Genomic DNA, 25,765 nt, shown 5'->3' with positions numbered 1-25,765 from the left:
ATTGTCCTGTTCGTCGTGTACGTCGTCGCGCTCGGGTTCGGAACGGCCTTTGCCGCGCTGCGCCGAGGCTACGGACGGGCCCGGGCGGCGGGCGGCAGCGTCGTTAACGGGGTCGGGCGGGCGGGAGCGGGGCTCAGGCGGAACTGATCCCCTGTCCGAACCCGCTTCTCGCTGTCGGCCCTGACGCCGTCGCTCGTTGCTATCGACAGACGTTGCGAATCCGGATCCGACGGCCGAGAGCAGTTGTCGACGCTGATTACGTACACGACTTCGTCGTCGGCGTTCGAGATGAACTCCACCACGCGATCGGTCACGGCGTCCCGGCCGGTCACCGTCCAGACGCCTCGCTGTTCCGTGATGCGACTCGTGGTATCGAGCGCATCGAGCGCGTCCGTCAGAACATCCACGCGGTGGCTGTATTCCTGTTCGAGGTGTCGGCCGGCCGTCTCCGTTGAAATCGCCCAATATCGTTTGGGGCTCGACCGTTTCACGTCGACCAATCCGCGGTTTTGGAGTTCGCTGGCCGCATCGTAGACGCGCGTTCGGGGAACGTCGGCGACTTCACTCACGGCCTGCGCAGTCCCCTCGCCGAGGCTAACGAGGGCGACGAACGTTCGAGCGGCGTAGGTACTGATACTGTCGGCTATCGTCGCGTGACGGATTTCGACACCCCGGGGTGTCGAAAATCTTCACGTAGTTATAGCCAACAGTATGAGACCGAGCGCTTTGAGCTGTGTGACGGCCGTAGACCGTGCTTGGTCGGATGGGTCGTCGGACATCACCTCGTCACCAGTCCCGTGAAAACCACCTGGTGTGGTGGTTTGTGGCGTGTAGCGACAGAGAGGTTGGGACCAAATCTGTTGTCACACGCCACGCTACGATCCGTGCTGCCGGTATAAAGAGGTGTTGTGAGTAACTGAGTGAACACTGACGGAGTACCGGTTTTGTTGGACCCGTACCCTCCCGATTCGGCGTGTCTTTATGATTGTACGTGTTACATCGTCATATCTCAGTCCGGTGAATTAACCAACCGGGGACCGAACGGGACAGTAGCGGTTGAGGTTGGGACCAATGGACGATAGTTCAAATCAAGACCAAGCGATCGAACTGCTCAAGGAACTCGGACTCAAGGAGTACGAGGCCAGGTCGTTCGTGGCGCTCACACGCCGCGAGCGCGGGACAGCAAAGGACATCAGCGAGACCTCCGAGGTCCCCCGGACGCGTGTCTACGACGCGATTCGCGTACTGGAATCGAAGGGACTGGTCGAGACCCAACACTCGAACCCGCAGGTGTTTCGGGCGGTCTCCATCGACGAGGCTGTCAACACCCTCCAGTCGGAGTACGTCGAGCGGACCGAGTCACTCCGGAGCGCTCTCAGTGGACTCGACCCGGCTGACGACGAACGGACGACGGAAGCGACCCACGAAGTATGGGCGCTGAGTGGTAACCAGGGGATCACAAGTCGAACGCAACAGTTGATCGAGGGGGCGACCGAAGAGGTGGTTCTCGTGATCGGGCACCAGAGTGTTTTCACCGACCGACTGGCCGAGCAGTTGCGGACGGGCCAGGAGCGCGGTGTGAACCTCCTCATTGGAACAGCCGATGAAGACCTCCGAGCCGAGGTTCAGGATACTCTCCCGGACGTCGATGTGTTCACGTCGGGCTTGGACTGGTTGAGTCGATCGACGCTCCCGTCGGACAACACGGAGATCAGTCGGCTGTTGCTGGCCGACCGCGAGACGATCCTAGTGAGCTCCTTCACCGAAACCGGAGAGGACGGTCGCGAACACGAACAGGGGGTGTTCGGCCGTGGGTTCGACAACGGGCTCGTTACGATCGTTCGACGACTGATGGCCACGGGACTGCCGGTGGCGGATGATCCGGGGGACGGCGACGCCTGAATCCCGCCGGACGCAACGCCACAGGATTCGCTGAGAACGACTGAGGCGTCTCCGATGGCACCGACTGCCGCGTCCCGACGCGACGTGTTCCAATCGAGAGCGACGACACAGCAGCTCGATCGGCCGGCCTACGACTCGACGCCACCGTACGACCAGGGTTCACCGACGGCGCTCACTGAGGATGTCCGGACCGTCTCGGGAATCCGGTTCGAACACAGCGCTCACAACCCGGTCGAGCGGCTCGTCCGTCAGTATTCACTGTCCTACGTGGAGTTCATACTGTCGGCTGTAGTCCCGTGACGGACTTCGACACCTCGGGGTGTCGAAAATCTTCACGTAGTTATACCCAACAGTATCAGCCCCCACGATCAGTACTCCGGTCCGACCCGGTAGGAGATGCCACCGCTTTTCAGAACGCTCCCGCTGAAAGGGCCACGAAACAGCGTTCGTCGAACATCCCCGGCAGCACTCCGAGCCCCGTCGGTCGCTGGGGTTCGATTCCGGTCCCGACCAGCCGACACTCCGGCGCAGTTGGACCAAGCGCTTCAGCGCCGATCTCCGTGAGACAATCGAGAGAACGGCTCGGATGCCCCTCATCAACGCACAGAACGCCGGTGTTGCGGTTCCTCGTGACCCGGAACGGAGGCTTCGGTACTGTGACGGCGAGTCCGGGGAGACCGGACTGTCCCGGAAGAAGCAGCGAAGATCAGCACTCACTGTACTAATATAGTAGCGTTTGCAACTGGTTGCACATCAGATCGCACGCCGTCGTGCGATCGAGTGAGCGAAGACTTGCAAACGCTACCATAACAACCCTATATGACATTCCTAATACTGCCAAATTCGACGGATTTGACGGCTGTAAAACCATATACGCAGACGTGAATCAAGTACCGCTACATCCTCTTTCTGTTGTTGAGGCTACTCCCGCGATGGAGGGGGCAGTACGCGTATCTCACCGGTATTCCGAAATCCACTGGGATGGCACGTAGTACCCGCTTCGTCGGTCTGTGTTGACAGTCACGCACCGGCAGTTGGCGCATCAATCTTTCCAGCACCGGTCGCAGCTAACACCACTACTGGCCGGCCCGACAACGGTCACGTCTGTGAGACCGATCTCGATCCGGACGTGGCACTCGGTAGGCGGCGACCGGGCACCGACGACCCCGGCCGGGGGCTGACGCCGACTACCCCCTGAGGGCCTCGACCGGCAGTTCGTTCGCGGCCTTCCAGGCGGGATACAGCCCGCTCAGGACGCTCGCGACGACCGCAAACCCGAAGCCGTACCCGAGATACCGGAGGCTCTCCCACGCGAACACGAGGGTCGGGTCCCCGGTCAGCATCTCGAAGATCACGAGCCCGGTGCCGAGCGACGCGGCGGCACCGACGACACCGCCGATCAGTCCGAGGAACGTCGCTTCCGCGAGGATCATCCGGAGGACCTCTCCACGACGGATCCCGACCGCACGGAGCACGCCGATCTCGCCGCGGCGTTCGATCGTGCTCATCAGCATCACGTTGAGGATGGCAACGCTCGCGACGACCAGCGAGATGGCGCCGATACCGAGCAGCGCGAGGTTGAGGGTGTTGAAGAACGAATCGATGTTCTCCTGGATGTTCGCGAAGTTCGTGACGCTCACTTCCTCGTCGTCCTCGGTGTTGAACCGGGTTTCGAGCGTTGAAGCGATCGCCTGCGCACGGTCGCCGTTGGCCGCGACGACGGTCACTTCGTCGTAGTGTTCCTCCTCGTCGAGTGCGGAAAGCGGGACGACGAGTTCGCTTCCCCCGCCGAAGCCGCTGCTGGACTCGATCAACCCCTGGACGCGGTAGAGTCGCCCGTCGTAGGTCACCGGGTCACCGAGTTCGATCCCCAGCCGTCGCGCCGTCTCGTTGGTGAGGAGTGCCCCGGAACGCAGTCGTTCCGGGGACTCGCCCGCGGAGGCGGTGTACAGCGCGGCGGCGTTCGTGACGCCGACGACGTTGACGAACGCCTCCTCGCCGTCGCGGGACGACAGCGTCGTACTGTTGGTCTTCTGTGGCACGACCGGGGCGTCGGTGACGATACCCCGGATGGCGTCGACCTGGTCGTCGGTCACGCCGTCCGTCTCGCTGTCCGCCCCCGACCTGACTGTCACGTCGCTCCCGAGGCTACCCAGATCGGACGTCGCCTGCTCCTGGAGTGCGACGCCGGCGATCCCGAGCGACGCGATCGCCACGACGCCGATGACGATCCCGAGCGTCGCGAGCGCGGTCCGGATCCGGTTCCGCCCGAGGTTGCGCCACGCCATCCGGAGGCTCGGGAACCGCCACAGGAGGTCCGAACGGCTCACTGTATCACCCCGTCGACGAGGCGGACGACCCGGTCGGCGTACTCGACCAGTTGCTCGTCGTGTGTGACCGCGACGATCGCGATGTTCTCCTCCTCCTTGAGCCGAGTCAGTTCGTCGAGGATGGTCCGCCCGGTGTCCTGATCCAGGTTGCCGGTCGGCTCGTCGGCGAGGACGATGTCGGGTTCGTTGACCAGCGCCCGGGCGATCGCGACCCGCTGTTTCTGCCCGCCCGACAGCTCCTCGGGCGTGTGCGCAAGCCGGTCGCCGAGACCGACCCGGTCGAGGAGGTCGGCCGCGCGGTCTGATCGATCCCGTGTGGTGTCCCACAACGACGGGAGCTCGACGTTCTCGACTGCGGTGAGCATCGGCAGCAGGTGAAACGCCTGAAAGACGAACCCGATCTCCGAGCGGCGTTCCTCGGTCAGTTCGTCCTCGGAGAACGCCGTCACGTTCCGGCCATCGAGTCTGACGGTCCCCTCCGAGGGCGTATCCAGGAGTCCCACCAGGTTCAGCATCGTGCTCTTGCCGGAGCCGGAGGGCCCGATCACCGTCACCATCTCGCCGCGTGCCGCCGCGAAGTCGACGCCTGCAAGCGCCTCGATAGTCTCGCCGCCGGTCCGGTAGCGCTTGACGACGCCGTCGAGTCGGACGACCGTCATCAGCTTCGCCGTCGGTAGATCACGAGTCCGACAATCACGCCGAGGATCACGACCGCGCCCCCGACGAGTGCAAGCGGCGGACCGCCGGACCCTCTCGGGTCGTTCATCCCTCCCGGGGCGGGTTCGTTTTCGACCCCGACAGCTCGGGCGGACGGGGCCCCGGCGGCCGACAGATCCACCCGCTGTGTCGTCGTCACCCGCTCGTTGTCCACGAGATACGTGATCTCGACCGGAACCGAGGAGGCGTTCTCCGTCCGGGCAGTCAGCTCGAAAGTCGCGAACTCGCTGGCTTCGACGGCACCGACGAAGTACTCGCCGGACGGCGGCGTGGGCGAGACCCCAGGCGCGTCACCGACCCGAACCAACACCGAGTCAGCGTCGGTGCCGCCGAGGTTGGCCGCATCGCCCTGAATCATCACGCCGGTGCCCGTCCGGGACACTTCGATCGCGGTGAGTCGGACCCGACCGGGGACCGGCGTCTCGTCGTCGACGTCGACAGCGAGGGTGGTGGTGTGATTCCCGCCGGCAGCCGCATACGTCGCGGTGAAAGTCACCGAGTCGGCATCGACAGCGTCGGTGTCGAACGCCGTCGTACCGCTTGCCTCGGGGGGGAGTTCTTGGAGGAAGTTCCGATCGACGACGGTCCCGTTCGCGACCGCAGCGATCTCGACGTTCGAGAGGTTGGTGTTGCCGTAGTTCGTCAGCGATATCCGGGTCACTCCGGTGTCGTTCGTCGGCGTGCTTGCAGCGAGATCCGCCCGGACCGTCGGTTCCGTCACGTCGATATAAATCGGGTACGTGTAACTGTGGTAGCTCCCGTCCTCGTCGCGAACGCCCACGTTGAGTTCGAGCCGCTTCTGTCCCGGCGTGTCGAAGGTCGTCGAGATCGGTACCGACAGGCTGCCGCCCGGGGCGACGGACCCGACGTTTTCCACGCGGGCGAACTCCTGTAGTGTCCCGGGCTTCCGGACGTAGAGGTCGGTCACGTCGACCGTCGTGTCACTGTTCTGTAAGTTGGCGATCGTGGCGTCGATCGTCACCTGTTCGCCGGTGTTCGGGTCGTCGGGCGTCACCACCACCGACGACAGCTGTATGGCCGGATCAGCGGCCGTGACTGCGGCGACACCCGACCCGCTGAGCACCACCAACAAAGCAATCACCACTCGTGGGAGGGGGGACCAACGCATTGTCGACAACGTAGTCGCTTCGGCCTGTTAAGCGCTCAGTAGACTGATATTTCGATTTCAGTCTTCCGTCGGATCGACGGTCGATGCGGATCGCGCCTCCGGGGTAGCCGTCGGAACAGACGCCCCCTCCGGAACGCCGACAGAGGAGTTGAATGCTGGACCCGACGACGGCATCGCTCCGCGAAGCCGTTCAGGAATCGGGTGAGCGACCGGCACGATCCGGGGACGCTTCACGGAACGGCGCGGCCGTGTTCCGAAGAGCACCACACTACCGTCCGTCGCAGGCGGCGGAGACTCTCACGCAGATATTAGTCATCGGTATGGCTTTGTGTTCGGTGTGTCTTCTCCGGCGTATGTCAAGTCCGGGCCCCGGGGACGCACCGGGAAGGAGTTCGGCTCCCACGGCCGAAATCGATCTCGATTGGTTGAGCCTCGAGGACGGCGAGTCGATCCAGTGGGCGAGCACGCCGCACAAGTACAGTCTCGTCCCCGCGTTCGTGTTCGGGATCCCCCTGTCGCTCGTTCTCATCGGGATTCCGCTTCTCGTGGGGTCGTACCTGCAGTACACGAACACGAACTACGTCGTCACGAACCGGGGGCTCTACAGCAAACGCGGGATCCTCTCCAGGGACGTCCAGCAGATCGGGTTCGACAAGGTACAGAACATCTCCTACTCGCAGTCGGCGCTGGGGTCGTCGTTCGGCTACGGCTCCGTCGAGATCAGTACGGCCGGCGGGTCGGGCGTCGAACTCGAGTTCCGGAGTATCCCGGATCCGGCCTCGGTACAGGAGCTGATCGCCGGAGAGATCGACAATCGACAGGGGCGCGACTCGGAGTCGGCCACCACGACGGACGACGTCTTAGACGAGATCCTCGAGGAGCTGCGTGTCATCCGCCGGGCGGTGACCCACGACGACGAGAACCACCCGGAGGGGGCGCGGACTGCCGGCCCGGCCGGCGGCGGGACCGAAGCGCAGCCCTCGGCCGACGAGGAATGAGCGACGAGTGGTGGTTTCGGGACGGCGACGAGCGGGTCGTCTGGCGGGGACAGCCGCGGCTGTCGGCTGCGCTGGGCGGCGTTGGTGCTGGGGTTGTCGTCTGCGCCCTCGCGATCGGTGCTGCGGTCACCGTGGATCCACGGATAGCTCTCGGCTGCGCGTTCGGAGTCGGGATCGCCGTTTGGGCCGTATTGCGGGTCCGACGGACCGCGTACGTGCTCACCACGCGGGCACTGTGGCTGAAACGTGGCGTGCTCGGACACACCGTCCGGCGGGTCGGGCTTTCCAAGGTCCAGAACACGGCCTACGCACAGTCGGCTACGGGGTCACTCTTCGGCTACGGGACGGTCACTGTCGACGTTGCCGGCGGGGATGACCTCCGGCTTCGCCGGGTCGAGGATCCCCGGACACTACAGGAGGCGATCGCCGAGCGAGCCGGGAGGTCCGACGGAACCGTCCCGGGGTCGACCGAACAGTGGCAGTCGGTGCTGGGACTGCTCCGTGAGATCCGAACTGCGGTCGAGTGATCAGAACGACGTTCGTGGCGTTTGAAAGCGAAGTTACTCACTGTGTGCGCCGCCGAGTCGCGGGCGAGTGTTTGTACACAGGCCGATACGTTCGCAGCTATGCGGCCAGTCCGTGCAGTAAAGCGGGTCCCGGGTACGACGGTCCTCGTCCTCGGTACCCTCCGCGCCGGACGTCTCTGGCGCCAGCAGGAGCCCCCCGGCGAATCCCCCTTCCCGAACGCGTTCGATCCGGCCAGTTCACGGGAGGCCGTACTCGAGGCGGTCAGTCAGTTCATCGACTCCGGCGACCCGGGGAACGGAACGGATGCGCCCGACGGCAACGAAACCACGATGCCGCCGTCGGAGACGCCGAGTACCGAAACGACGACATCGCGGGGAAACGAGTCGACGTGAGCCGGTCACGCCGATAGCGTCACGAGCAGCGATGCGGACGTGTCCGGAACTCCCCCCGGGGAGTTTCGTGAGTTCGTGCGTCGCCGTCACGGCGGGAGTGCTCCCGGAAGTCCCGAGGACCTATCTTCTCCCCCCGACGAGTCGGCCGTATGAGCGAATCGGATCGCAGCCAGCCGAGCGACACGATGCGGGAGCGGGTCGACGAGAACCGGGTAAAGCTGTGGGTGCTGCTGGGAGCGAACCGGTGGGTGCTCACGGGAATCATCATCGGGGCGATGTTCGTCGCGCTCGTGGTTTTAGGGAGCCTCGATCCCGCGCCGCTCCGAGCAGCGATGGGTAGCAAAGATCCCGTCGAGACGACGTTTCAAGGGTTTCTCACGGCCATTATCACCGGCGTGACGCTCGTCGTGACCCTGAATCAGCTGGTGCTCTCACAGGAACTCGGCGCGGTCGGCGACCAGCGCGAACGGATGGAGGAGGCGATGACGTTCCGCCGGGACGTCGAGGGCGCAATCGACAGCCCCGCGGCCCCGCCGGAGCCAGCGGCGTTCCTCCGGGCGATCGTCGACGCGACCGCGGCGAGTGCGGACCGGCTCGCGGCCCTCGTCGGGGAGAGCGGCGACGACGAGCTCCGCGAACGAACGACCAACCTCGTCAACAGCATCAGGGGAAACGCGGACGCGGTCGACGATCGGCTCGAAGGGGCGGAGTTCGGAACGTTCGAGGTGCTTTTCGCCGCGTTGAACTACAACTACTCCTGGAAGCTCTACGAAGCGCGTCGGCTCCGCAATCGCCACGCGGACGCGCTGTCCGAGGAGGCGCAGGCGGCGTTCGACGAGTTGGCCGAGGCGCTGCGGTTCTTCGGCCCGGCCCGGGAGCATTTCAAGACGCTGTACTTCCAGTGGGAGCTGGTGAATCTCTCGCGGGTCATCCTGTATGCGGCGGTTCCGGCGCTTCTCGTGTCGATCAGCATGATCCTGTTCGTCGACAATCCCGACACCATCCCCGGTGCGACCCTCGCGGTCGACAACCTGGTGTGGGTCGCCAGTGCCGCGGTCGCGGTTGCCCTCCTCCCGTTCGTGCTGTTGCTCTCGTACGTACTCAGGATCGCAACCGTCGCGAAACGGACGCTCGCAATGGGGCCGTTCGTGCTCCGGGCATCCGAACGCACCGGCGATGTCGAGTGGGAACGCTGATACGACCGGCCCCATCCGTCGGTTCGGGATCGGTCCCGAGCGGGGGGCGTGCGGTCGTGCGTGACATCGTCCAGCATCGGTGCCTTCCGCGCCTCGCCGACGCGGAAGCGATCGATTATTAACCAACAGCTTCCCGGAGAGAACCGAAAGTGTTGGTTAAGACGAAGGAATTCGGAAACGGCCCACGCCCTCGGGAGGGAATGGACGCCCGAAGCGTCGAAGCTGAAGCGGCCGAATCCCATCAGGCGTGGGATACTTCCATATCCGCGTCGGAGTGGGTAGAGACACACCCCGCTATCGATGTGTCCGTCACGAGAGCAGCAACGTCGGCAAGGCCGTATCGGGCGCATCGACGGGCACGATCAGTGTAGTTGGTGGCGCCTCCCGGACCGTACTCTACGTGCAGTTGTGTCGAATATGCCGTCCGAGCGACGTAAGTCGGATGATGCTTTCGGTTGGAAGACACGAGTCGGTTCCAGCAGTCCACGGGGTGCCGGAGGATCAGTCGAGCCAGCAGACACTAACGTCTCGGGGACGAGATTCCCACGATGCGAACGTCCACAGTCGTCATCGCCTTCGGGGCCGTACTGTTCGTGATCCCCTTCCCGGGAACGTTCATCCTCGGCGGGGTAGTGGCTCTCGTCGGTGCACTCCTACGGTGGTTTGACATCTGATCCGGCCCCGAACGTGCCGTGAGTGTAGACCTCGGTCGTTTCAGGACCGATCGGCCTCGTGACGGGTCAGGTCCGAGAAGCGGTAGAGACGGACGCCTCTCGGAGGGCCGGGGAAGACAGACACCCCTCTATCGAAGTGTAACGCTCGGGATCTCCGATCCGTCCGACGCCCCGCTCGGGTTCTCTCGGGCTACAGCCGGTCACGCCCGGCGACCGACGAACCGACAGCCCCGAAGACTCACAGACGGACCCTTTGTCGGTGTGTTCGTCCTCGACGCTGCCGACCACACACCCCCATCGAAGTGTAGCGACCCCGCCGCGTTCCTACCGGTCGGGACTGACCGGCCCCTTGTACTTCGAGGTTACCGTATCGCCCTCCCGCCACTGCCAGTAGTAGTAGCGGTTGTCGTTGATCTCCTTGATCGTGATCGTGGCCTTCGACGGCACGTCGTCCGGTCGTTCCTCGACGTCGTCCTCGCTGGATCCTCCCTCCGGACGGGCCTCGCAAGCTTTGTGCTCCGCCAGCGCCTCGGCGTACCCGGCGACGCTCCGAAGCCGATCGGGATCGTATCCGTCGAGGGCGTCGAGGACGTCTGTCGGTAGCCCCGCCGGCGGTGTCGGTGGCTCGTTGGACATCGGGTTCGGCCCCTCGTTAACCAACGGAACCGCGGTGATCGTAGTTTTGTTGGTTAAGAACTCCCCCGCCCCGGAGCGGACGAAACGTTCGGGAACGACCCGCTGCTGTACCCTGAACCCCCGGGACGGCCTGTTCGACCGCCAGCGGGTCGGGGAGATCATCGCGGGAGGAGCGCGACGATGCGGGCCAGGGAGTTGGAAATCGCGGGACGCTTCAGGTCGCCGACCGACTACGGGATCCCGGAACTCCCCGACTGGCAGGTTTGCCGGCCTTCCCGTGGCGGGGTCGAACTCGCGGACGACGGCGATACGTTCATCCGCGCCGAAGACCCGATACGGTTCGAAGAGAACCACCGATGACAGACGACACCCAACAGCCGGACCCTGACGCATCGACCGCACGCGACGCCCCGGACGTCGTGGTGGTCGGCGGCGGGGTCGCCGGCCTCTCGGCGGCCGTTTTCACCGCCCGCCACGGGTTGGAGACGACCGTCCTCGATTCCGGCGAGTCGATCCTCCGGCGGAACGCCCACCTGGAGAACTTTCCCGGCTTCCCCGCCGGCGTGAACGGCCGGCACCTGCTGGACCTCCTCGGGGAACAGGCCGCGGAAGCGGGCTGTGAGCAGGTGACCGCGACCGTCGCGAGCGTTGGGACGACCGATGGGGGCTTGGTTGTCCACACCGACACCGGCGACCGATACCGCGCGGCGTACGTTGTCGCCGCAACGAAGAACGCGGTCGGCTACCTGGAGGACGTCGACGGCGTGGGCATCATCGACCGCGGCAAGGCGTTCGTCGACACCGACGAACGCGGTCGCACCGGCGTCGATGGCCTCTACGCGGCGGGTCGCCTCGCCGAGAAGCCCCACCAGGCGGCGGTCTGCGCCGGCCACGGAGCCGAAGTCGGCGTCACCATCCTCGAAGACGACGACCGACCGTTCTACCACGACTGGGTGACGCCAGAGGGGTACTTCACCGACCGCGGCCGCGACCTGCCGCCCGGGTGTGAGGAGGTCGACGAGGCCGAGCGGGCCGACCGCGAGGCGCGCTCGCTCGACGTTATGCGCGAGCGGTTCGCCGAGCCCCACCCCGACGACCAGGTCACCCACCCCAGTCTGGGTGAGGACTAACTCCCCGCAACGCGTAGCCGAACCCAGGATGATCGAGGCGACACCCGTCGATATCGGAGCCACCGGCGCCGCTCGGGGGCGGCCGGCAGCCGTGCGACCCCGTCCTCGGGAGGGAAGCCCCGCGGAAGGCGGCAGCCGGCGTCGCCGCAGGCGGTCGCAGGCGCGGGTGTCCATGCCGACCTCCGAACCCGGAGACCGGCCTGCTCCCGGAGCGGACGGCGAGCGTAGCGAGTATCGAACCGACGGCCACCCGGAAGCCGTGTCCGACAGCGTATGAGCGGCACCGCACAGTACCTGCTTGCCGTATACATCCTTGGGCACCGTACCGACCCGCCGATCCGAACCACGGCGGTGGCCGAGGCGCTGGATCGGTCGCCCGCGACGGTCACCGAGACCTTCCAGCGGCTCGACGAGCAGGGGCTCGCCGACCACGAGCCCTACGAGGGAGTCACGCTCACCGAGGCGGGACGCGAGCGTGCCGCGGAGCTCCACGAAACCTACGTGACCGTCTCGTGGTTCTTCCGGAGCGTCCTCGAGTTGGACGATTACGAGGCGGAAGCGATGCAACTGGCCGGGCTCGTGAGCCCGACCGTCGCCGAACGGCTTGCCGCGACGCTGCCCGTCGAGACGGACGCCGCATCACAGAGTGACGCGGAAGTGTCGCCGCCGACGGACGACGACACCCCCTGACCGCGACCGCCACCCGCCCCCGACAAACTCGGATACATCAGGGCCGTGACCCCCAACGACGATCCGATCCACGACTACTGATACTGTTGGCTGTAACTACGTGAAGATTTTCGGCACCCCGGGGTGTCGAAATCCGTCACGCGACGATAGCCGACAGTATGAGAGCGACAGCGAATCCGGCGCGCGCAGCATCAAAGCCCGCCAGCGGTCGTCGGCGCTCACCGAAGACGCTCGGTGTGATCGGCATACCCGGATCGACGTCGGGCAGTCCACCGCCAGGCCAAGAGCGTACTTCCCGTGCACCTCCCACCGAGAGTGAACCGGGGGTGTGGCGTGCGGGTCGTGCGTGACATTACAATCCGAATAATCAACCCAAAATATCAAAAATCTTAGTATTGTACAAGACGAATATTAGGCAACTAAACCGGGACGTATCTGCCTGCGGGCCGATCACATCTTCACCGCGAGACCAGGGATCGTACCGCCGTGTCGTCGTCGCCTCCCGTTCGAGGCAGTTACGATGGGGTTCTCATTCGACGTCCGATATCGAATATTTGTACGAGTCTATTTGATAAATATATGCGGATACACTATCCGTTCGATCACAAAAATACCAAATATATCAGTGTAATTTACTTCTGATAAATCACGGTTTTCGTCGCCCGGTGACTAGCGTAAATTGAAAGCTATTCAAAAGTAGGATGCGTCGCCGGACACCGTTCGGATTGGACGCGTTTTCGTCCGTGACCGCCGTCCGGGGCTTGTCGGAGGTGGCCTCCCGATCCGCTGGACGGTCGCACTCGGAGGCGTGAGGACGATGTCGACCACCGTGGAGGAACGGTGCGGGTTCCGGGAGCGATAGCACTACACGCGCCGAGCAACTGATTCACGATCGTGTCGGGGCAATCCGGAGCAGAATGAGAGCACCGTAACGACGATGGACGATATTACAGCCACCCTGCGAGTGAAGTCGCCCGATCTGGCGTTGACCGAGACCGTCGCGAACGTCGCGGCCGCGACGGTGAAGCCCGTCTCCGGAGCGGGAACTGCGCCGAACCTGGGCGCGTATTTGTTCTCCGTCCGGACGGACGACTTCGAACGGTTCGAGGCCGCCCTTCGAGGGGATCCGACGATCGAGTCGTTCTCGCGACTCGTTGCGGACGGCCCCGAAGCCGTCTACCGGTTCGAGTACGACCCGGACGCAACGGTGTTTTCGGCCGCCATCGCCGCAGTCGACGGCATTTCGATCGATTGGACCAACGACGGGGCAGCGTGGATCGTTCGCGTCTGGCTGCCCGACCGGGAAGCGTTAGCCTCCCTCTGGGAGTACGCCACCGACCACGACGTCGAGTTCTCGCTGGAGCGGGTGTACGAGCATACCAGCTTCGCCGACTCGCGACCGGAACTCACGGACGATCAGCGGGACGGGTTGCTGCTCGCCTTGGAGATGGGATACTTCGAGGAGCCGCGCGCGGCAACGTTGAGCGACGTCGCCGAGGAGTTGGGGGTCTCCCAACCGGCCGCCGGCGGACTCCTCCGGCGCGGGGTTCGCCGCCTCGTCGAGTCGAGGGTCGCAGTCCGGAGCGAGGACGCGACCGGCGTGTGACTCGGGGCAGAACATAGTGGAGCCGCTCCGGATACGATGCCCCCTCACCGGGTGTTGACCACCCCACCGTCCACCACCAAAGACGCCGCATTGACGTAGCTAGCGAGGTCGCTGGCCAGGAAGAGCGCGGCCTTCGCGATCTCCTCCGGTCGACCCTGGCGGCCCAGCGGGATCGTTTCGAGCCGCTCCTGTCGTTTCTCCTCCTCCAAGTGGTCGTAGTCCTCGACGATCTGTGCGGTCTCGATCATCCCGGGGTGGATCGCGTTCACGCGGATGTCCGGCCCGAGGGCATCAGCGAGCGCGTACGTCATAACCCGCACAGCACCTTTCGAGGCGCAGTAGACGACGTTACTTCGGGTGCCGACGTCGCCGTTGATGCTCGAGAGGTTGATGATGTTGCCGCCGCCCGATTCCTGCATCCTTTCGGCGGCGTACTGCGAGCCGAAGTACGGGCCCTTCGCGTTGACGTCCATCATCGTCCGGTACTCGTCCTCGTCGACCCCGAAGAGGTCCTCGTTGTGGGCGAAGATGCCGGCGTTGTTCACCATCACGTCGATCCCGCCGAACTCGTCGGCCTGGTCGACCGCCGCGCGGAGGTCGTCGTTCGACCTGACGTCACACTCGACATACGCCGCCTGTGACGCCGTTTCCTCGACGATCAGCTCGTGTGTGGGGGTGCCCCCGAGTCGGGGCTCCTCCCGGATGTCCGCGACGACGACGTCCGCCCCGTTGTCGGCGAACGTTCGGGCGATTGCACGGCCGTTGCCGCTCGATGCGCCGGTAACGACGGCTGTGTCTCCGCTGAGTAGATCTGCCATCGTAATCGACTTTCACACCTCACTCATTAATTTTTGGTAAAGTATCCGGAAAGTATCATTTTCGTGGCGGATCGCTCGACCGCGTGAGTGCGACCATACCGACCTCGGTCGTGGTGTATATACACTCCGGCAGCCCCTGTGACGGGTCGCGAGCGCGTCGGCGTCGAACGGCGCTCAGCGCCCAGCCCTCGCAGGGGACTCGAATCGATCAGCGAGAGGGTGAGGAACGGTTTCGACGACGGACCGAGAATGCCATTCCGTCCCACACGCCCCTCGATTACGCATCGACCCCGTACACCGCCTCCCGAATCACATCCAGGTGAGCTCTTCGGGCTCCTTGGTCGGTTCGACGTTCTTCATCGAATCGAAGATCTCCAGGACGTTCTCGGTGAGCGGCTGGGAGTAGAACCCGCCGGCGTCCTTGGTGTTGGCGCTGTACGACGTCTGTGTGAACGTCAACATTGAACCGAAGTACGGTGCCATATACCGACCGAGAATGCCGTGTTCGCCGTGGCTCATCATGATGAACTCCGCATCCAGGTGGCGGTCCATCAGCACACACGCCTGGAACGTATCCAGCAGATCCTCCCAGCTTCTGTCGACGCTCACGAGCTTCACCATATCCGCACCGAGGTCGTCGAAGTCCCGGGCGATCTCCAGGGCCTCCTGTGGCTCGAGGTGCACTCGGGCATGGGTCGACGTCTGGACTTCGGTTCCCATCTCCTGGAACGCCTCGATTTCGGCCTTCTGGCGCTCCCAGGCCTCGGAGTCCCTGGGCGGGGCGGTCTCCTGTGGTGGCCCGTCGCTTGCGAGTGAGTACTCGGCCGCTTCCTCGGAGAACAGTTCGGGACCGGAGGTCGGGTCGTACGTGTCCCCGACGTAGTCGACGGCGTCGGCGCCCGCACGGGAGGCCATCCGGAGGACGTCCTGGCGGTCCTCGTCGGACAGATCGAGCGTCTCACCCGCGAAGTTCCAGCGGTAGTAGATGGCCATCACCGGCTTCGAGGTGCAGTTGAAGATCTGACCCAGATCCTCCTCGTTGAGGTACTCCTCGCGGAGGCCGAACGTCCCGTCGCCCATCAGCGTCACGACGAACGAATTCGCGCCCTTGTGTTCCGACTCCTTGATCACGCTGATGACCTCAGCAGGAGTTGATTCGTAGACGCCGACACACGTGAACGGCTGGGACAGGTCTGTGAAGTTCGGCTGTTCTCGCATACAACGGACGAGAAACTAATATAGTATAAAACTTTTGTCGGATCCCCTGATTCACGCGTCGGTAGCACGGCAAAACACGCCATCGTGAACGGATCACCCCCAGCCTGAGGCCGTCTTCTCATACTGTTGGCTATACCTACGTGACGGTTTTCGACACCCCGGGGTGTCGGAATCCGTCACGGGACGATAGCCGACAGTATCAGTCTGTGGGTAGCTGAACGTCCCGGGCACGTCTGCTCGCATCGACCGGCGGGGCAACTCCGAAAATTCACGACACGTGGAGTTTATATCCGAGTCCGCGGGAGACAAGCTGCTGGAGGGGCCAATCCGTTCTTCCACTCCCGGATGTGGTACCCTGTAGGCGAAATCACGCCGGTGGACGTTGGCGTCTGTGCCCCGGAAGCTAACGGACGTACATATGTTATACCTCGTCCGCGCCCCGAACCGCTACTTCGCGCCTGTTGCGTCGATCAGATCCGTCGGCACGTATGAATTCTACATCTCGTAAATTCCGATCCGGACAGCTACCGTGCCGGATCCGGCACGGTTCATTCGAGACGCGCCTCCAGCTTCTCGATGTGGTCGTTCAGAATGCCGGGGAGCCGCTCTTCGAATCGCCGCTTTTTGGTTCTGTACGTCGGCCCGGCGATACTGATCGCGCCGAGCACGGTGCCGCTCGGTCGCACAGCCACCTGGCCGATCGCGTAGACCCCTTCCTGATCCTCCCCGCGATTGAGGGCGTAGCCGCCGTCACGTATCTCGTCTAACTCACGTTTCAGTTCCTCACGCGAGGTGATCGTCTGATCGGTCTGTGGGGGGAGACCGACTCGGTCGACGATGAAGTCCACCCGCTCTTCGGGGTAGGTGGCGAGGATTGCTTTTCCCGCCGCAGTCGAATGGAGATACATCCGTTCGCCGACTGTGAAGTACATATCCACGTCTGTCGTGGCGTCGACTTCCGGTCTGAGATACCGTCCCACCCCGTTCTCTTCGACGGTGAAGCTCGTCTCGAAGTTGGTCTGTTCGTCGAGTTCGTTGGTGATCTCGATGGCGTGCCGGTAGGCCGGGTCTCTGGTCTTGGCGTGCTCGCCCAGTTTGGCGAGCTTGAGGCTCGGCTGATAGATGTCACCCTCCGCCGTGAGGAACCCACGCCTCCGAAGCGTGTGGAGGTGGTTGCTCGCCGTGCTTTCGGCGATGTCCAGGCGATCCGCGATCTGTGACACGCGTGCGCCTCCCAGTTCGACGACAGCGTCGATTACTTCGAGTGTCACCGAAGAGGATTGCAGCAGTCGACCCGACTCCTGTGTTCGCATAGACGGTTCGTCCGACCGTGAATATAAAAACTTCACGCCTGGTAAACTCTCGTTCGGTCCGCCAAAGTAGCGGCCCCGCTCACCTCCCGGCCCGACGAATGCCGGAACGCGCCTCGCCGATTCGGGGTCGTACTCCTCCTGTGGACTCGGAGGACGGCGGTGACAGAGGATTTATTACGCACGCAAGTGTCGCAGTTGGTATGCGTATTGGTCGGTTCAGCGCGGACGGCGAGGAACGCATCGGCGTCTTCGACGGAGCGGAAGTCGTCGACGTGACGGCACAGTTCGACTCCTTTGCGGAGGCGTTGGCTCACCCGGAGTCAGCAGATACGGCCGGAAAAGAGCGGTTTGCCCACGACGAGGTCTCGTATCTCCCGCCGACCACGGACCGGAGTGCGGTGTTCTGTGCCGCTCTCAACTATCGAAAACACGCCGAGGAGTCCGGCAGGTCCGTCCCCGAGCGGCCGTACCTCTTCACGAAACTGCCGCGATCGCTCGTCGGCCACGAGGCACCGATCCAGTACCACGCGACAGTCACCGAGGAGATCGACTACGAGGGCGAACTCGCGTGTGTGATCGGGGACTCCTGTCGGCACGTCTCGAGTGCGGAGGCGCTGGCCCACGTCGCCGGGTATACCGTCCTGAACGACGTCTCCGCCCGGGATCTCCAACTCTCGTTCAGTTACGAGAACGACGATATGGTCGATTGGTTCGCGGGGAAAGCGATGCAGGCCACGACCCCGATCGGCCCGTTCGTGGTGTGTAACGAGATCGAGGACCCCCAGGACCTCGGGCTCGCCTCGCGAGTGAACGGCACGACGATGCAGGACGAGAGCACGCGAATGATGAGCTACTCGGTTGCCGAACTCGTTGCCTACGTCTCGTCGCTGGTCGAACTGCGACCCGGCGACGTGATCGCCACGGGAACCCCGGAGGGCGTGGGCGTGTTCCAGGACATCAGCCTGGAGCCCGGCGACGACGTCGAGGTCGAAATCGAAGGGATCGGGACGCTCCGTAATACCGTCACCCACGCCGAGTAGCTTCGGGCTGCAACTCACGCGGCGGTGACCCCGAGCCGGCGTTTCCGTGACCAACTTATAAATATCCGGAACGGAAATCCCAGTACTGATGACAGAGAACGTACTACTGACAGGGACTGTTCTCCCGAATTCTGCGGTGGAAAAGGAGATCGTCGAGGACGCTGGCGGGAGTCTTACCACGATCGACGTGTCCTCCACAGCGGAGTTGATCGACGCAGCGACGGACCCGGTGGGCATAATGACGATCGAGACCGACATCGACGAATCGGTTATGGACGCGTTCCCAAATCTGGAGTTCATCTCCGTCCACGGGATCGGCGTCGATATGGTCGATCTGGACGCCGCGACGGAACGCGGGATTCCGGTGTTCAACACCCCACACTACTGTCTCGAGGAGGTCGCGACACACACGTTGAGCCTGATCCTGGCCTGCCAGCGCCGGGTGTGTCAGTTCAACAGCGACGTCAAAGCCGGCGGGTGGGACTACGAATCCGAGGGACCGATCCGCCGGTTGAGTTCCAAGACCGTCGGCGTGGTCGGGTGTGGCGACATCGGCCTGGAGGTCGTGAAACGACTCACCGGCTTCGACGTCGACATCCTCGGCTACGATCCGTACGTCTCCGAGGCGGAACTGAGCCACCACGGGATCCGGAAGGCGGACTTCGAGACCCTCTGTGAGAACTCGGACATCATCACGGTCCACACCCCACTGACCGAATCGACGAGACAGCTGATCGATGCCGCGGCCTTCGAGTCGATGGGGGAGGGGGTTACTCTGGTGAACGCCGCTCGGGGCGAAATCGTCGATCAGGACGCACTCTCCGAGGCAGTCGAGCGTGGGACCGTCGCGTATGCGGGGTTGGACGTTCTACAGGAGGAACCGCCCGAAGACGACCGTCTTTTGAACTTCGATAACGTCGTGGTCACGCCGCACGCGGCGTGGTATTCGGAGGATGCACTGGCGGAGCTCCAGCGCCAGGCTGGCGAGAACGTGGCTGCGTTCATCCGCGGCGAGCGCCCCGACTACGTCGTCAACGAGTCCGTGCTCGAACAGCCCCGGACCGGGCAGTAAGCGACGGGGGACCGGAGCGAACGGACGACCCGGTAGCGATGGCCGGTCAGATCGTGTGGTAGCCGCCGTCGACGTGGATCACCTCGCCCGTCACGTACGATGCGGCATCGGTACACAGATACAGCGCGCTTGCTGCGACCTCAGCGGGATCCCCACCGCGGCCCATCGGTATCGGTTTGATCGTCTCGCCCGCCTGGATCGCTTGGGCCGCAGCGTCGGGGCCGCCCTCGGACAGTTGGGTCGGAACGAATCCCGGGGCAATCGCGTTGACGCGGATGTCCGCCTCGGCGAGTTCCAGCGCGGCTGTACGGGTTATCATCAGGACGGCGCCCTTCGAGGCGTTGTACTCGGGCAGATCGTAGTCCGCCATCGTGGAGTTGATCGACGCCGTATTGAGGATCACGCCGGACGCGTCACGCTCGCGCATGTCCGCCGCGGCGTGTTTGCACCCGAGCAACACCCCGCGGACGTTCACGGCGTGCACGCGATCGATCGACTTCTCGGTGACGTCGAACAGCGGCCCCCGCTCGACGATGCCGGCGTTGTTGACCATCACGTCGACACCACCGTAGTCGCGGGCGGCTTCGACGACCGACCCGACCTGCGTGGAATCGGAGACGTCCGTGCGGATGAACGACGCGGTCCCGCCGCGGTCGACGATGGTCTCGTGTGTCGGGGCCGCATCCTCGTCCCGCGGCGTCTCGTCGACGTCCGCGATCAGAACCGTCGCGCCGGCCGCCCCGAACTGGAGTGCCATCCGGCGGCCGATCCCGGAGGACCCGCCGGTCACGACGACAGTCTCCTCGGAGAAGTCGTACGTGGCGTGTGCCATACTCACCGGATTCCGCCCAGTATGACTTAATTGACAGGGTAGCAATCCGATCGAACGGTCCGGAGAGGCTCCCGGCGGGGAGCTCGGCAGCCCTGTTTGATTGTTTATACTGTTGGCTATAACTACGTGAAGATTTTCGACACCCCGGGGTATCGAAATCCGTCACGGGACGATAGCCGACAGTATCAGTGGCCGGTTGCTGGATCTTCGACACACGGTAGCTCCCGACCACCGAGCGACTAGCAGCGCCGTGACATGTTTGCAGTCGGCAGGTCGCCTTCCGCGTGAAGCGGGAATCGTCTCACCCGTGCGACGGTACCGGGGTTCTATTCACTCCCCGTCCGTGCGGTTCTCCGCGCGAAATATTTGATGGTGTACATATTTATGTTTCTTACATTTTCGGCTTCGCTGCCACACCTGTGCGGTCGGACACGACGGTGTCCCGTCCGACCCATCGACCGGTGCCCCCTCGTGGGCGGCGTGGCTCAATCCGACACGCTGTTTTCTACGCCGTCCTCCAGTGACGGGCAACGCAAAGTATTATACGCGCAAGCGAGCGACATTCGAGGGTATCACACGATGTCGATCATCGCGAAGGTCCACTTTTCGCACCCGAATATGGCACTCGCGACCGTCATCGAGTCGTTCCCCGATGTCGCGATCCGGGTACTCCAGGAGGTCAGCACGGATCCGGTCAGCAACACGTCGTTTTTCATCATCGAGACCGATCGGACCGACGCACTGGAACGAGCGCTCGAAGCGGATCACACCGTCGAGCGTGCCGAACGCGTCTCGCGATACCAGGACTGGCCGGTCTACAGCGTCGAGTTCAGTTCCGAGGCGATGCTTCTGGGCTCGGCCGTGACCGAACACGGCGGGTTTGCGCTCGACGCACAGCAACACGATGGCGGGTGGGTGGAACGCTGGCAACTACCGGATCGGGAGTCGTTTCAGTCAGTCTGGCAGTACGCACTCGACCGGTCGTTCCAGTTCGACATCATCAAGATAAACCAAATCCCTGACAGTAGCGGTTCGAATATGTTCGGGATGACGGACAAACAGCGGGAGACGATCGCGTACGCCTACAACAACGGCTACTTCGGGGACCCCAGCGAGATCACGCTCGAGGAGATCGCGGACGATCTGGGTATTTCGACGACTGCTGTCAGCGGTCGGATCAGACGCGGGATCGAAAAGATGGTGGAATCGACGATTCCGGAGGCGGACGGACAGCAGCGTCTATAGGGGGCTGAAATGATCGTCGATGGGTTCGTGGATCTTCCCTTCCATTCGGAGTGCGTGGAGTTCGTCCAACACGGCACTGATCGGCACCTCCCGGGTCGCTGCCGCCGCCGTAAGCACGCCGACCGGGACCCCATCGTCGTACTCCCCGTCTAACGTTTCGAGCATCGACTCGACGTTCGGCGACGAGGCCGTGACGTCGAGCGCGACCCGTTCCCACTCGATCCCGTGTCCCGTTACCCGTTCGTGGCGTCGATACACCTCGACCGCCTCGTTCGGCTCGGTGACCGGGACGTGGAGGTCACACGCCGGACAGGTCACGATGCCCGCCCGTGGTTCGGCTGTGGACATACTGCGTCCGGTCAGGCGTCGTAGGCTCGCTCCGCCAACTGGTGGAGCCTGTGGACGCTGTGTTCGTTCGGTCCGAGGTGACCCTGTCCCAGCGCCCCGGTTTTGAGCCCCTCGTGTTGGCGCTCGACGATCTCGAAGTCCTCCTCCTGGAGCTGCCGGCTCGTCCGGATGAGCTCCTCCTGATCCTCGCTGAGGTCGTCGTCCGGGAAGTAGTAGTCGGCGACGAGCTGGATCCGGCCCTCGTCGATCGGATCGACGTAGTACGTCCCGTAGCCGTCGGCGGTTCCGTATAGATTGAACGTGAAGTTCGGCCAGAAGTAGTAGAACCGTCCTTCCTCCTCCTCGTGGATGCGCACCTCGTCGTCCAGTTCATCCTCGTATTTGTAGTGCAGGATCCAGTGGTAGTCGTTGACTTCGAGTTCGGAATCACCGATTTCCACCCCGCTGATCCAATCCTGGTGGTTGGCCGCGCAGTGGTCACACTCGGAGTAGTTACTGCCGAACGTCTTCCAGTTGCACTCCACTTCGGAGACGTACCGGCGTGCGAGCTGGTAGTCGCCGATGGGGAGTGCTTCGAGTTCCGTTTTCATCGAGCCGGCCTGCTCGGCGAGCGTGAGGGGCGGTTCCTCGGCGAAGTTGACGAAGACGAGTGGGCCGATCGAGTCGACGGTGACCTCCATCAGGCTGTTTTCCTCCGCGTCCAGCTCCGGGATCGTGTCGTCGTCGATCTCCGGATTCAGCGTCGCCTCCTCGAAGCTTCTGGGCGTGCTGGCGAGGTCACCGTTCAGTTCGTACGCCCACAGATGGTACGGGCAGGTGATCCGGCTCAGGCTTCCGGGATCGGTCATCGGCGTGTCCTCGAGCATCTTCGAGCCGCGGTGGGCACAGACGTTGTAGAACGCTCGAACGTCGCCGTCGTGATCGCGCGTGACGATGATCTGTTTGTCACCGATGCGACGCGTGAAGTACGCCCCGGGCTCCTCGATCGCGGTCCCGTGGCCCGCGTAGACCCAGTATCGTCCGAACACTTTCTGCTTTTCCATCTCGAAGACGTCCGGATCGGTGAAGTACCGGGCCGGGAGCGCGTTCGTCTCGTCGGTTATGTCTGCGCTGACGGCAGCGACCTCGTCACTACCATTGTTCCACCGTGCCATACCATAGATTGACCGTGTAGAACTATGTAGATTCGGTCTATGAGCATAACCCGTTTAAATACTCGGAGCGTGAGCCGGTGGTGGGTGGTACGGAGCCTGGCTGCACCCCGGCTGACGGCTGGAACCGTCGGAACGAGCATCGCACTGCCCGACTCCGAGGGAGTATGAGGCCCACTTCGATACCGCCCATCCGATCGAGCCGGATACCCCCTCTCAGCCCTCACCCGTTCGGCCTGTACCGTCGCCATCCTCCGCAACTGTGGACACGACCAACCGCTCGATGCCACGCCGGAGGAGACCGCCGGCGGCCGGCTGTGAGATCCCGAGCTCGGCGGCGACGTCGTCCAGTGGCGCGGTTCGTGGCTCCTCGAAGTAGCCCATCTCCAGCGCCACGAGCAGGGCCTCCCGCTGTTTCTGCGTCAGGTCCGGCTCGTCGCCGGCGAGACTGGTGTAATCGCCGACACGCTCGAGCGAGAACTCGATCGCCCGATCCGATGCGAACTCGCGGAGGGACGCCAGCGCCTCCCGATTCGGAAGCCAGACGCGAACGATCCACGCCGCCCCGTCGTTCGTCCAGTCGAGGGAGATCCCGTCGGCGTCGGAGATCGCAGCCGAGAAGACGGTCGCGTCCGACGCGTACTCGAACCGATACAGCGCCTCCGTTCCCCGATCGACGATACGCTCGAAGGAATCGATCGTCGGGTCTTCGGTCAACGCGGCCTCGAAGCGATCGAAGTCGTCCGTCTGCACCGTGAACAGGTACGCCCCGAGGTTCGGCACGGTTCCGGCGCCGGCCACCGGTTGCACCGTCGCGGCATCAGCACCCGCGACGGTCCGCGTCAGCGCGAGGTCCGGTGATTCGAGCCGGATGGTCACTGTGATATCGCTCATTGCTATCTATGCGGATCGCTCGTTTTTCTCCCGAAGTAGTGTCGTTACCGACCTGCAATCAATCGTTCGATCGATCGGGGTGGTAGCAATCTCCGTCCTTTCGGGACCGGATGAAAGGGACACGCACCCCGACCATCTCGGCGGTGCCGATCATCCTCCAGGAGACTGCTTCGCGGCGTGTGTTGGTTAAAACCGCTCGATCGCGTAGCACGGAGAAGGCAAAGTACACGTGATCGAAGACCCGGCGGAGGCGTATCCGGGGACGGACGTCAGCGGGCTGGAAAACCCGGATGTTTGATTTCAAAGGCTCTGACGGGCGTATGTCGCTGACTCTCATCGGACGTCTCCCGCCGGAGTCGGTGGCTCGTGAGGCATCAGCACCCCCCTCACGTACTCCTCATTCGGTTGAGAGAACCGTCTTGTTGGTTAATACTTCCTCTCGATTCTCGAAAAGTACGAACGGAATACTATTCACGAATGGCAAAAGCCGAAGCCATCGGTACCAGCCCGTCGACGATCGAACGACGCACGCCGTCGCGGCCCGTCACTCACTCACCGCCACGGACTAACACGCCGACGCTGCCCGCGAGCCGGACCGCCAGACTCTCGAAGTGGGCACTGGCGAAGCCAGCCACCAGCACTGCGCCGACGGTGTTGAACACGAGGTCGTTGACGATATCTGTCGTCCCGTACTGGGCCAGGACCGCCTCGCCGCCGATCAACGTCGCCAGCCCGCCGCTCGCGAACTCCAGAATCTCCCAGGCGACGCCGACTGCGAGCACGAACAGGACGACGAAAGTGGCGCGAAACCCCCGGGTAAACGTGACCGCGGTGGTGTGACGCTCGACGCTCCGGGCCAGCGCGTAGCCGACGCCGGCAACGATGCTCGCCGAGAACGTATGCGTCAGGCTGTCGTACCATCCCAGCGACTCGTAGAGGCCGAGCGCGCCGACCGCGTGCAGCGTCGCCGCGAGCGTGATCCACAGTACGAGGCCGGTGTCCATCGCGTAGTCGTACTCCCGGCGGAACAGTGCCGGGAGCAACGTGATCGCCAGCGGGCCGAGGCTGTTGACCGCAAGCGTCGCGTTGCCCCGAACGAGCGCGACGCCGGCAATCCCGAGCAACAGCAGCTGCAACGTTCGGACGAGGCGTGTGTGTTGGTGGGCGTCGCCGGGGAGGTCGACCCCGGCATCGGTAGTGGCCGTGGTCCCCCCGTCACCGGCCGCCCGGAGCCGGTCGATCCGGTCGGAGAACCGGAAGTACACGTCGAGAAGGACGCCCGCACCGATCCCCGCCGCAGTGGCAACGACCAGGTCCCACATCAGCTCGGTTTTGTCGGTGACGAAGGCCGTCCCAGCAACCGTGTCGGCGGCAAACGTGCCGGCGGCCCACGTGCCGGCCGCGGCCATCGTGGTGATGACGACGAAGACGGCCGCGAACCGGGGCGTCATAGACAGCGACGTGAAGGCGTCCAGCACGACGGCGACCAGCATCGCGAGCGCGGCCGCGGCCACGAACGGGGTCGCCTGTGGGAACGCGCCGGCCGCCCGGACTGCGACCGGAAGGGCGGCGACCGCCAGTAGTTCGGCCGGCACCGTCACCGCCGGGTCCCGCGTTGCGAGCGGGACGACGACGACGACGGCAACGAGCAGGGTCGTGAACAGCGCCCAGTCCGGTTCTCCGGTCACCCGGAACTGTCCGACTGCGGCGACCAACCCGACGGTGATGGCCCACGCAGCGAGCGCGTCGGCCCAGTGGGGCGCCAGCAGTGACCGGAGCGACGACATCGGCGGCGGTAGCTTCCGGGCGATAAAAACGGTATCGTCCCGGTGGGAGGTGGGCCGTAGTAGATCAGCGCCCGCCCCGTTTTGACCAGTAAATTCGATCATCCGTGTGATAAGAGACA

Annotated in this window: 27 protein-coding genes; 14 read left to right on the top strand and 13 right to left on the bottom strand. The window is 63.9% G+C overall.

Going from position 1 to position 25,765, the window contains the following annotated elements:
• Nucleotides 1-68: 68 nt before the first annotated feature.
• Nucleotides 69-635: a TrmB family transcriptional regulator gene (locus H5V44_RS17270; protein ID WP_343067732.1), complete on the bottom strand. Its 567-nt coding sequence runs from the start codon at nucleotides 633-635 to the stop codon at nucleotides 69-71.
• 436 nt (nucleotides 636-1,071) lie between these two features.
• Here H5V44_RS17270 and H5V44_RS09860 point away from each other — a divergent pair, with 436 nt between their 5' ends.
• Both H5V44_RS09860 and H5V44_RS09855 read left to right on the top strand, forming a co-directional pair.
• On the top strand, nucleotides 1,072-1,902 hold the full coding sequence (locus tag H5V44_RS09860; RefSeq protein ID WP_185192952.1) for a TrmB family transcriptional regulator: 831 nt from the start codon (nucleotides 1,072-1,074) through the stop codon (nucleotides 1,900-1,902).
• A gap of 54 nt (nucleotides 1,903-1,956) precedes the next feature.
• Complete coding sequence (locus H5V44_RS09855) at nucleotides 1,957-2,202, top strand: hypothetical protein (RefSeq protein WP_246403898.1); 246 nt, start codon at nucleotides 1,957-1,959, stop codon at nucleotides 2,200-2,202.
• 887 nt (nucleotides 2,203-3,089) lie between these two features.
• Here the strand turns inward: H5V44_RS09855 and H5V44_RS09850 are convergent.
• From H5V44_RS09850 to H5V44_RS09840, 3 genes are read right to left on the bottom strand one after another with little or no spacing between them, the layout of a single operon-like run.
• The gene (locus H5V44_RS09850; RefSeq protein ID WP_185192951.1) at nucleotides 3,090-4,232 is read right to left on the bottom strand and encodes an ABC transporter permease; all 1,143 of its coding nucleotides are present in this window, start codon (nucleotides 4,230-4,232) and stop codon (nucleotides 3,090-3,092) included.
• Nucleotides 4,229-4,891 carry an ABC transporter ATP-binding protein gene (locus tag H5V44_RS09845; RefSeq protein ID WP_185192950.1) on the bottom strand — a complete coding sequence of 221 codons (663 nt, stop codon included), beginning with the start codon at nucleotides 4,889-4,891 and terminating at the stop codon, nucleotides 4,229-4,231. The genes H5V44_RS09850 and H5V44_RS09845 overlap by 4 nt, the downstream gene beginning before the upstream one ends.
• Entirely contained in the window at nucleotides 4,891-6,078 is a 1,188-nt protein-coding gene (locus tag H5V44_RS09840) for a hypothetical protein (protein ID WP_185192949.1), read from the bottom strand. Before H5V44_RS09840 ends, H5V44_RS09845 begins: the two co-directional genes overlap by 1 nt.
• Nucleotides 6,079-6,431: 353 nt before the next feature.
• Between H5V44_RS09840 and H5V44_RS09835 the strand changes: the two genes are divergently transcribed.
• The 5 genes from H5V44_RS09835 (at nucleotide 6,432) to H5V44_RS17820 (ending at nucleotide 9,866) form a co-directional block, all read left to right on the top strand.
• Complete coding sequence (locus H5V44_RS09835) at nucleotides 6,432-7,076, top strand: PH domain-containing protein (protein WP_185192948.1); 645 nt, start codon at nucleotides 6,432-6,434, stop codon at nucleotides 7,074-7,076.
• On the top strand, nucleotides 7,073-7,603 hold the full coding sequence (locus H5V44_RS09830) for a PH domain-containing protein (protein WP_185192947.1): 531 nt from the start codon (nucleotides 7,073-7,075) through the stop codon (nucleotides 7,601-7,603). Before H5V44_RS09835 ends, H5V44_RS09830 begins: the two co-directional genes overlap by 4 nt.
• Nucleotides 7,604-7,702: 99 nt before the next feature.
• Nucleotides 7,703-7,996, top strand: coding sequence for a hypothetical protein (locus H5V44_RS17560; RefSeq protein ID WP_246403897.1), 294 nt, complete (start codon nucleotides 7,703-7,705; stop codon nucleotides 7,994-7,996).
• 149 nt (nucleotides 7,997-8,145) lie between these two features.
• Nucleotides 8,146-9,192, top strand: coding sequence for a hypothetical protein (locus H5V44_RS09820; RefSeq protein ID WP_185192946.1), 1,047 nt, complete (start codon nucleotides 8,146-8,148; stop codon nucleotides 9,190-9,192).
• 548 nt (nucleotides 9,193-9,740) lie between these two features.
• Nucleotides 9,741-9,866, top strand: a complete 126-nt coding sequence (locus H5V44_RS17820; RefSeq protein WP_281381254.1) for a hypothetical protein — start codon at nucleotides 9,741-9,743, stop codon at nucleotides 9,864-9,866.
• A gap of 324 nt (nucleotides 9,867-10,190) precedes the next feature.
• Here H5V44_RS17820 and H5V44_RS09815 read toward each other — a convergent pair whose 3' ends face one another.
• Nucleotides 10,191-10,502, bottom strand: a complete 312-nt coding sequence (locus H5V44_RS09815) for a hypothetical protein (RefSeq protein ID WP_185192945.1) — start codon at nucleotides 10,500-10,502, stop codon at nucleotides 10,191-10,193.
• A 180-nt stretch (nucleotides 10,503-10,682) separates the two neighbouring features.
• Between H5V44_RS09815 and H5V44_RS09810 the strand changes: the two genes are divergently transcribed.
• The 4 genes from H5V44_RS09810 to H5V44_RS09795 all read left to right on the top strand — a co-directional run bounded on the left by H5V44_RS09810 (nucleotide 10,683) and on the right by H5V44_RS09795 (nucleotide 13,928).
• Nucleotides 10,683-10,862, top strand: coding sequence for a hypothetical protein (locus H5V44_RS09810; RefSeq protein ID WP_185192944.1), 180 nt, complete (start codon nucleotides 10,683-10,685; stop codon nucleotides 10,860-10,862).
• A complete protein-coding gene (locus H5V44_RS09805; protein WP_185192943.1) occupies nucleotides 10,859-11,632 on the top strand; it encodes an NAD(P)/FAD-dependent oxidoreductase in 774 nt (257 codons plus the stop codon). The genes H5V44_RS09810 and H5V44_RS09805 overlap by 4 nt, the downstream gene beginning before the upstream one ends.
• Nucleotides 11,633-11,905: 273 nt before the next feature.
• Nucleotides 11,906-12,322: a metal-dependent transcriptional regulator gene (locus H5V44_RS09800; RefSeq protein WP_185192942.1), complete on the top strand. Its 417-nt coding sequence runs from the start codon at nucleotides 11,906-11,908 to the stop codon at nucleotides 12,320-12,322.
• A 937-nt stretch (nucleotides 12,323-13,259) separates the two neighbouring features.
• Nucleotides 13,260-13,928, top strand: coding sequence for a helix-turn-helix domain-containing protein (locus H5V44_RS09795; protein WP_185192941.1), 669 nt, complete (start codon nucleotides 13,260-13,262; stop codon nucleotides 13,926-13,928).
• 44 nt (nucleotides 13,929-13,972) lie between these two features.
• Here H5V44_RS09795 and H5V44_RS09790 read toward each other — a convergent pair whose 3' ends face one another.
• The 3 genes from H5V44_RS09790 to H5V44_RS09780 all read right to left on the bottom strand — a co-directional run bounded on the left by H5V44_RS09790 (nucleotide 13,973) and on the right by H5V44_RS09780 (nucleotide 17,277).
• Nucleotides 13,973-14,746 carry an SDR family oxidoreductase gene (locus tag H5V44_RS09790; RefSeq protein ID WP_185192940.1) on the bottom strand — a complete coding sequence of 258 codons (774 nt, stop codon included), beginning with the start codon at nucleotides 14,744-14,746 and terminating at the stop codon, nucleotides 13,973-13,975.
• Between the two features lie 309 nt (nucleotides 14,747-15,055).
• Nucleotides 15,056-15,964, bottom strand: a complete 909-nt coding sequence (locus tag H5V44_RS09785) for a type I 3-dehydroquinate dehydratase (protein ID WP_185192939.1) — start codon at nucleotides 15,962-15,964, stop codon at nucleotides 15,056-15,058.
• Between the two features lie 548 nt (nucleotides 15,965-16,512).
• Nucleotides 16,513-17,277, bottom strand: a complete 765-nt coding sequence (locus H5V44_RS09780) for an IclR family transcriptional regulator (RefSeq protein ID WP_185192938.1) — start codon at nucleotides 17,275-17,277, stop codon at nucleotides 16,513-16,515.
• 200 nt (nucleotides 17,278-17,477) lie between these two features.
• On the opposite strand from H5V44_RS09780, the gene H5V44_RS09775 reads away from it, so the two are divergent.
• Nucleotides 17,478-18,317, top strand: coding sequence for a fumarylacetoacetate hydrolase family protein (locus H5V44_RS09775; RefSeq protein ID WP_185192937.1), 840 nt, complete (start codon nucleotides 17,478-17,480; stop codon nucleotides 18,315-18,317).
• Between the two features lie 88 nt (nucleotides 18,318-18,405).
• Nucleotides 18,406-19,389 carry a C-terminal binding protein gene (locus H5V44_RS09770; RefSeq protein WP_185192936.1) on the top strand — a complete coding sequence of 328 codons (984 nt, stop codon included), beginning with the start codon at nucleotides 18,406-18,408 and terminating at the stop codon, nucleotides 19,387-19,389.
• Nucleotides 19,390-19,435: 46 nt separating this feature from the next.
• Here H5V44_RS09770 and H5V44_RS09765 read toward each other — a convergent pair whose 3' ends face one another.
• Nucleotides 19,436-20,221, bottom strand: a complete 786-nt coding sequence (locus tag H5V44_RS09765) for an SDR family NAD(P)-dependent oxidoreductase (RefSeq protein ID WP_185192935.1) — start codon at nucleotides 20,219-20,221, stop codon at nucleotides 19,436-19,438.
• A gap of 579 nt (nucleotides 20,222-20,800) precedes the next feature.
• Here H5V44_RS09765 and H5V44_RS09760 point away from each other — a divergent pair.
• Nucleotides 20,801-21,466, top strand: coding sequence for a helix-turn-helix domain-containing protein (locus H5V44_RS09760; protein ID WP_185192934.1), 666 nt, complete (start codon nucleotides 20,801-20,803; stop codon nucleotides 21,464-21,466).
• On the opposite strand, the gene H5V44_RS09755 is transcribed toward H5V44_RS09760, so the two are convergent.
• The 4 genes from H5V44_RS09755 to H5V44_RS17555 form a co-directional block, all read right to left on the bottom strand.
• Nucleotides 21,461-21,814: a hypothetical protein gene (locus H5V44_RS09755; RefSeq protein ID WP_185192933.1), complete on the bottom strand. Its 354-nt coding sequence runs from the start codon at nucleotides 21,812-21,814 to the stop codon at nucleotides 21,461-21,463. The genes H5V44_RS09760 and H5V44_RS09755 overlap by 6 nt on opposite strands.
• A gap of 11 nt (nucleotides 21,815-21,825) precedes the next feature.
• Nucleotides 21,826-22,968, bottom strand: coding sequence for an aromatic ring-hydroxylating oxygenase subunit alpha (locus H5V44_RS09750; RefSeq protein WP_185192932.1), 1,143 nt, complete (start codon nucleotides 22,966-22,968; stop codon nucleotides 21,826-21,828).
• A 213-nt stretch (nucleotides 22,969-23,181) separates the two neighbouring features.
• Nucleotides 23,182-23,859: a helix-turn-helix domain-containing protein gene (locus tag H5V44_RS09745; RefSeq protein ID WP_185192931.1), complete on the bottom strand. Its 678-nt coding sequence runs from the start codon at nucleotides 23,857-23,859 to the stop codon at nucleotides 23,182-23,184.
• 548 nt (nucleotides 23,860-24,407) lie between these two features.
• Nucleotides 24,408-25,646, bottom strand: coding sequence for a hypothetical protein (locus tag H5V44_RS17555; RefSeq protein ID WP_185192930.1), 1,239 nt, complete (start codon nucleotides 25,644-25,646; stop codon nucleotides 24,408-24,410).
• Nucleotides 25,647-25,765: the final 119 nt, after the last annotated feature.

Source organism: Halobellus ruber, assembly GCF_014212355.1.
GTDB classification, from domain to species: Archaea; Halobacteriota; Halobacteria; order Halobacteriales; family Haloferacaceae; genus Haloquadratum; species Haloquadratum rubrum.
The sequence above is the reverse complement of the archived record's forward strand: the minus strand, read 5'-3'. Positions and strand labels throughout refer to the sequence as shown.

What these genes read in the sequence shown, in the direction of transcription:
- H5V44_RS09770 (WP_185192936.1), top strand. Translation starts at nt 18,406, where the DNA reads ATGACAGAGAACGTACTACTGACAGGGACTGTTCTCCCGAATTCTGCG.
- H5V44_RS09795 (WP_185192941.1), top strand. Translation starts at nt 13,260, where the DNA reads ATGGACGATATTACAGCCACCCTGCGAGTGAAGTCGCCCGATCTGGCG.
- H5V44_RS17560 (WP_246403897.1), top strand. Translation starts at nt 7,703, where the DNA reads ATGCGGCCAGTCCGTGCAGTAAAGCGGGTCCCGGGTACGACGGTCCTC.
- H5V44_RS09860 (WP_185192952.1), top strand. Translation starts at nt 1,072, where the DNA reads ATGGACGATAGTTCAAATCAAGACCAAGCGATCGAACTGCTCAAGGAA.
- H5V44_RS09820 (WP_185192946.1), top strand. Translation starts at nt 8,146, where the DNA reads ATGAGCGAATCGGATCGCAGCCAGCCGAGCGACACGATGCGGGAGCGG.
- H5V44_RS09745 (WP_185192931.1), bottom strand. Translation starts at nt 23,859, where the DNA reads ATGAGCGATATCACAGTGACCATCCGGCTCGAATCACCGGACCTCGCG.
- H5V44_RS09755 (WP_185192933.1), bottom strand. Translation starts at nt 21,814, where the DNA reads ATGTCCACAGCCGAACCACGGGCGGGCATCGTGACCTGTCCGGCGTGT.
- H5V44_RS17555 (WP_185192930.1), bottom strand. Translation starts at nt 25,646, where the DNA reads ATGTCGTCGCTCCGGTCACTGCTGGCGCCCCACTGGGCCGACGCGCTC.
- H5V44_RS09835 (WP_185192948.1), top strand. Translation starts at nt 6,432, where the DNA reads ATGTCAAGTCCGGGCCCCGGGGACGCACCGGGAAGGAGTTCGGCTCCC.
- H5V44_RS09760 (WP_185192934.1), top strand. Translation starts at nt 20,801, where the DNA reads ATGTCGATCATCGCGAAGGTCCACTTTTCGCACCCGAATATGGCACTC.
- H5V44_RS09830 (WP_185192947.1), top strand. Translation starts at nt 7,073, where the DNA reads ATGAGCGACGAGTGGTGGTTTCGGGACGGCGACGAGCGGGTCGTCTGG.
- H5V44_RS09765 (WP_185192935.1), bottom strand. Translation starts at nt 20,221, where the DNA reads ATGGCACACGCCACGTACGACTTCTCCGAGGAGACTGTCGTCGTGACC.
- H5V44_RS09785 (WP_185192939.1), bottom strand. Translation starts at nt 15,964, where the DNA reads ATGCGAGAACAGCCGAACTTCACAGACCTGTCCCAGCCGTTCACGTGT.
- H5V44_RS17820 (WP_281381254.1), top strand. Translation starts at nt 9,741, where the DNA reads ATGCGAACGTCCACAGTCGTCATCGCCTTCGGGGCCGTACTGTTCGTG.
- H5V44_RS09800 (WP_185192942.1), top strand. Translation starts at nt 11,906, where the DNA reads ATGAGCGGCACCGCACAGTACCTGCTTGCCGTATACATCCTTGGGCAC.
- H5V44_RS09815 (WP_185192945.1), bottom strand. Translation starts at nt 10,502, where the DNA reads ATGTCCAACGAGCCACCGACACCGCCGGCGGGGCTACCGACAGACGTC.
- H5V44_RS09840 (WP_185192949.1), bottom strand. Translation starts at nt 6,078, where the DNA reads ATGCGTTGGTCCCCCCTCCCACGAGTGGTGATTGCTTTGTTGGTGGTG.
- H5V44_RS09790 (WP_185192940.1), bottom strand. Translation starts at nt 14,746, where the DNA reads ATGGCAGATCTACTCAGCGGAGACACAGCCGTCGTTACCGGCGCATCG.
- H5V44_RS09805 (WP_185192943.1), top strand. Translation starts at nt 10,859, where the DNA reads ATGACAGACGACACCCAACAGCCGGACCCTGACGCATCGACCGCACGC.
- H5V44_RS09780 (WP_185192938.1), bottom strand. Translation starts at nt 17,277, where the DNA reads ATGCGAACACAGGAGTCGGGTCGACTGCTGCAATCCTCTTCGGTGACA.
- H5V44_RS09750 (WP_185192932.1), bottom strand. Translation starts at nt 22,968, where the DNA reads ATGGCACGGTGGAACAATGGTAGTGACGAGGTCGCTGCCGTCAGCGCA.
- H5V44_RS09775 (WP_185192937.1), top strand. Translation starts at nt 17,478, where the DNA reads ATGCGTATTGGTCGGTTCAGCGCGGACGGCGAGGAACGCATCGGCGTC.
- H5V44_RS09845 (WP_185192950.1), bottom strand. Translation starts at nt 4,891, where the DNA reads ATGACGGTCGTCCGACTCGACGGCGTCGTCAAGCGCTACCGGACCGGC.
- H5V44_RS09855 (WP_246403898.1), top strand. Translation starts at nt 1,957, where the DNA reads ATGGCACCGACTGCCGCGTCCCGACGCGACGTGTTCCAATCGAGAGCG.
- H5V44_RS09810 (WP_185192944.1), top strand. Translation starts at nt 10,683, where the DNA reads ATGCGGGCCAGGGAGTTGGAAATCGCGGGACGCTTCAGGTCGCCGACC.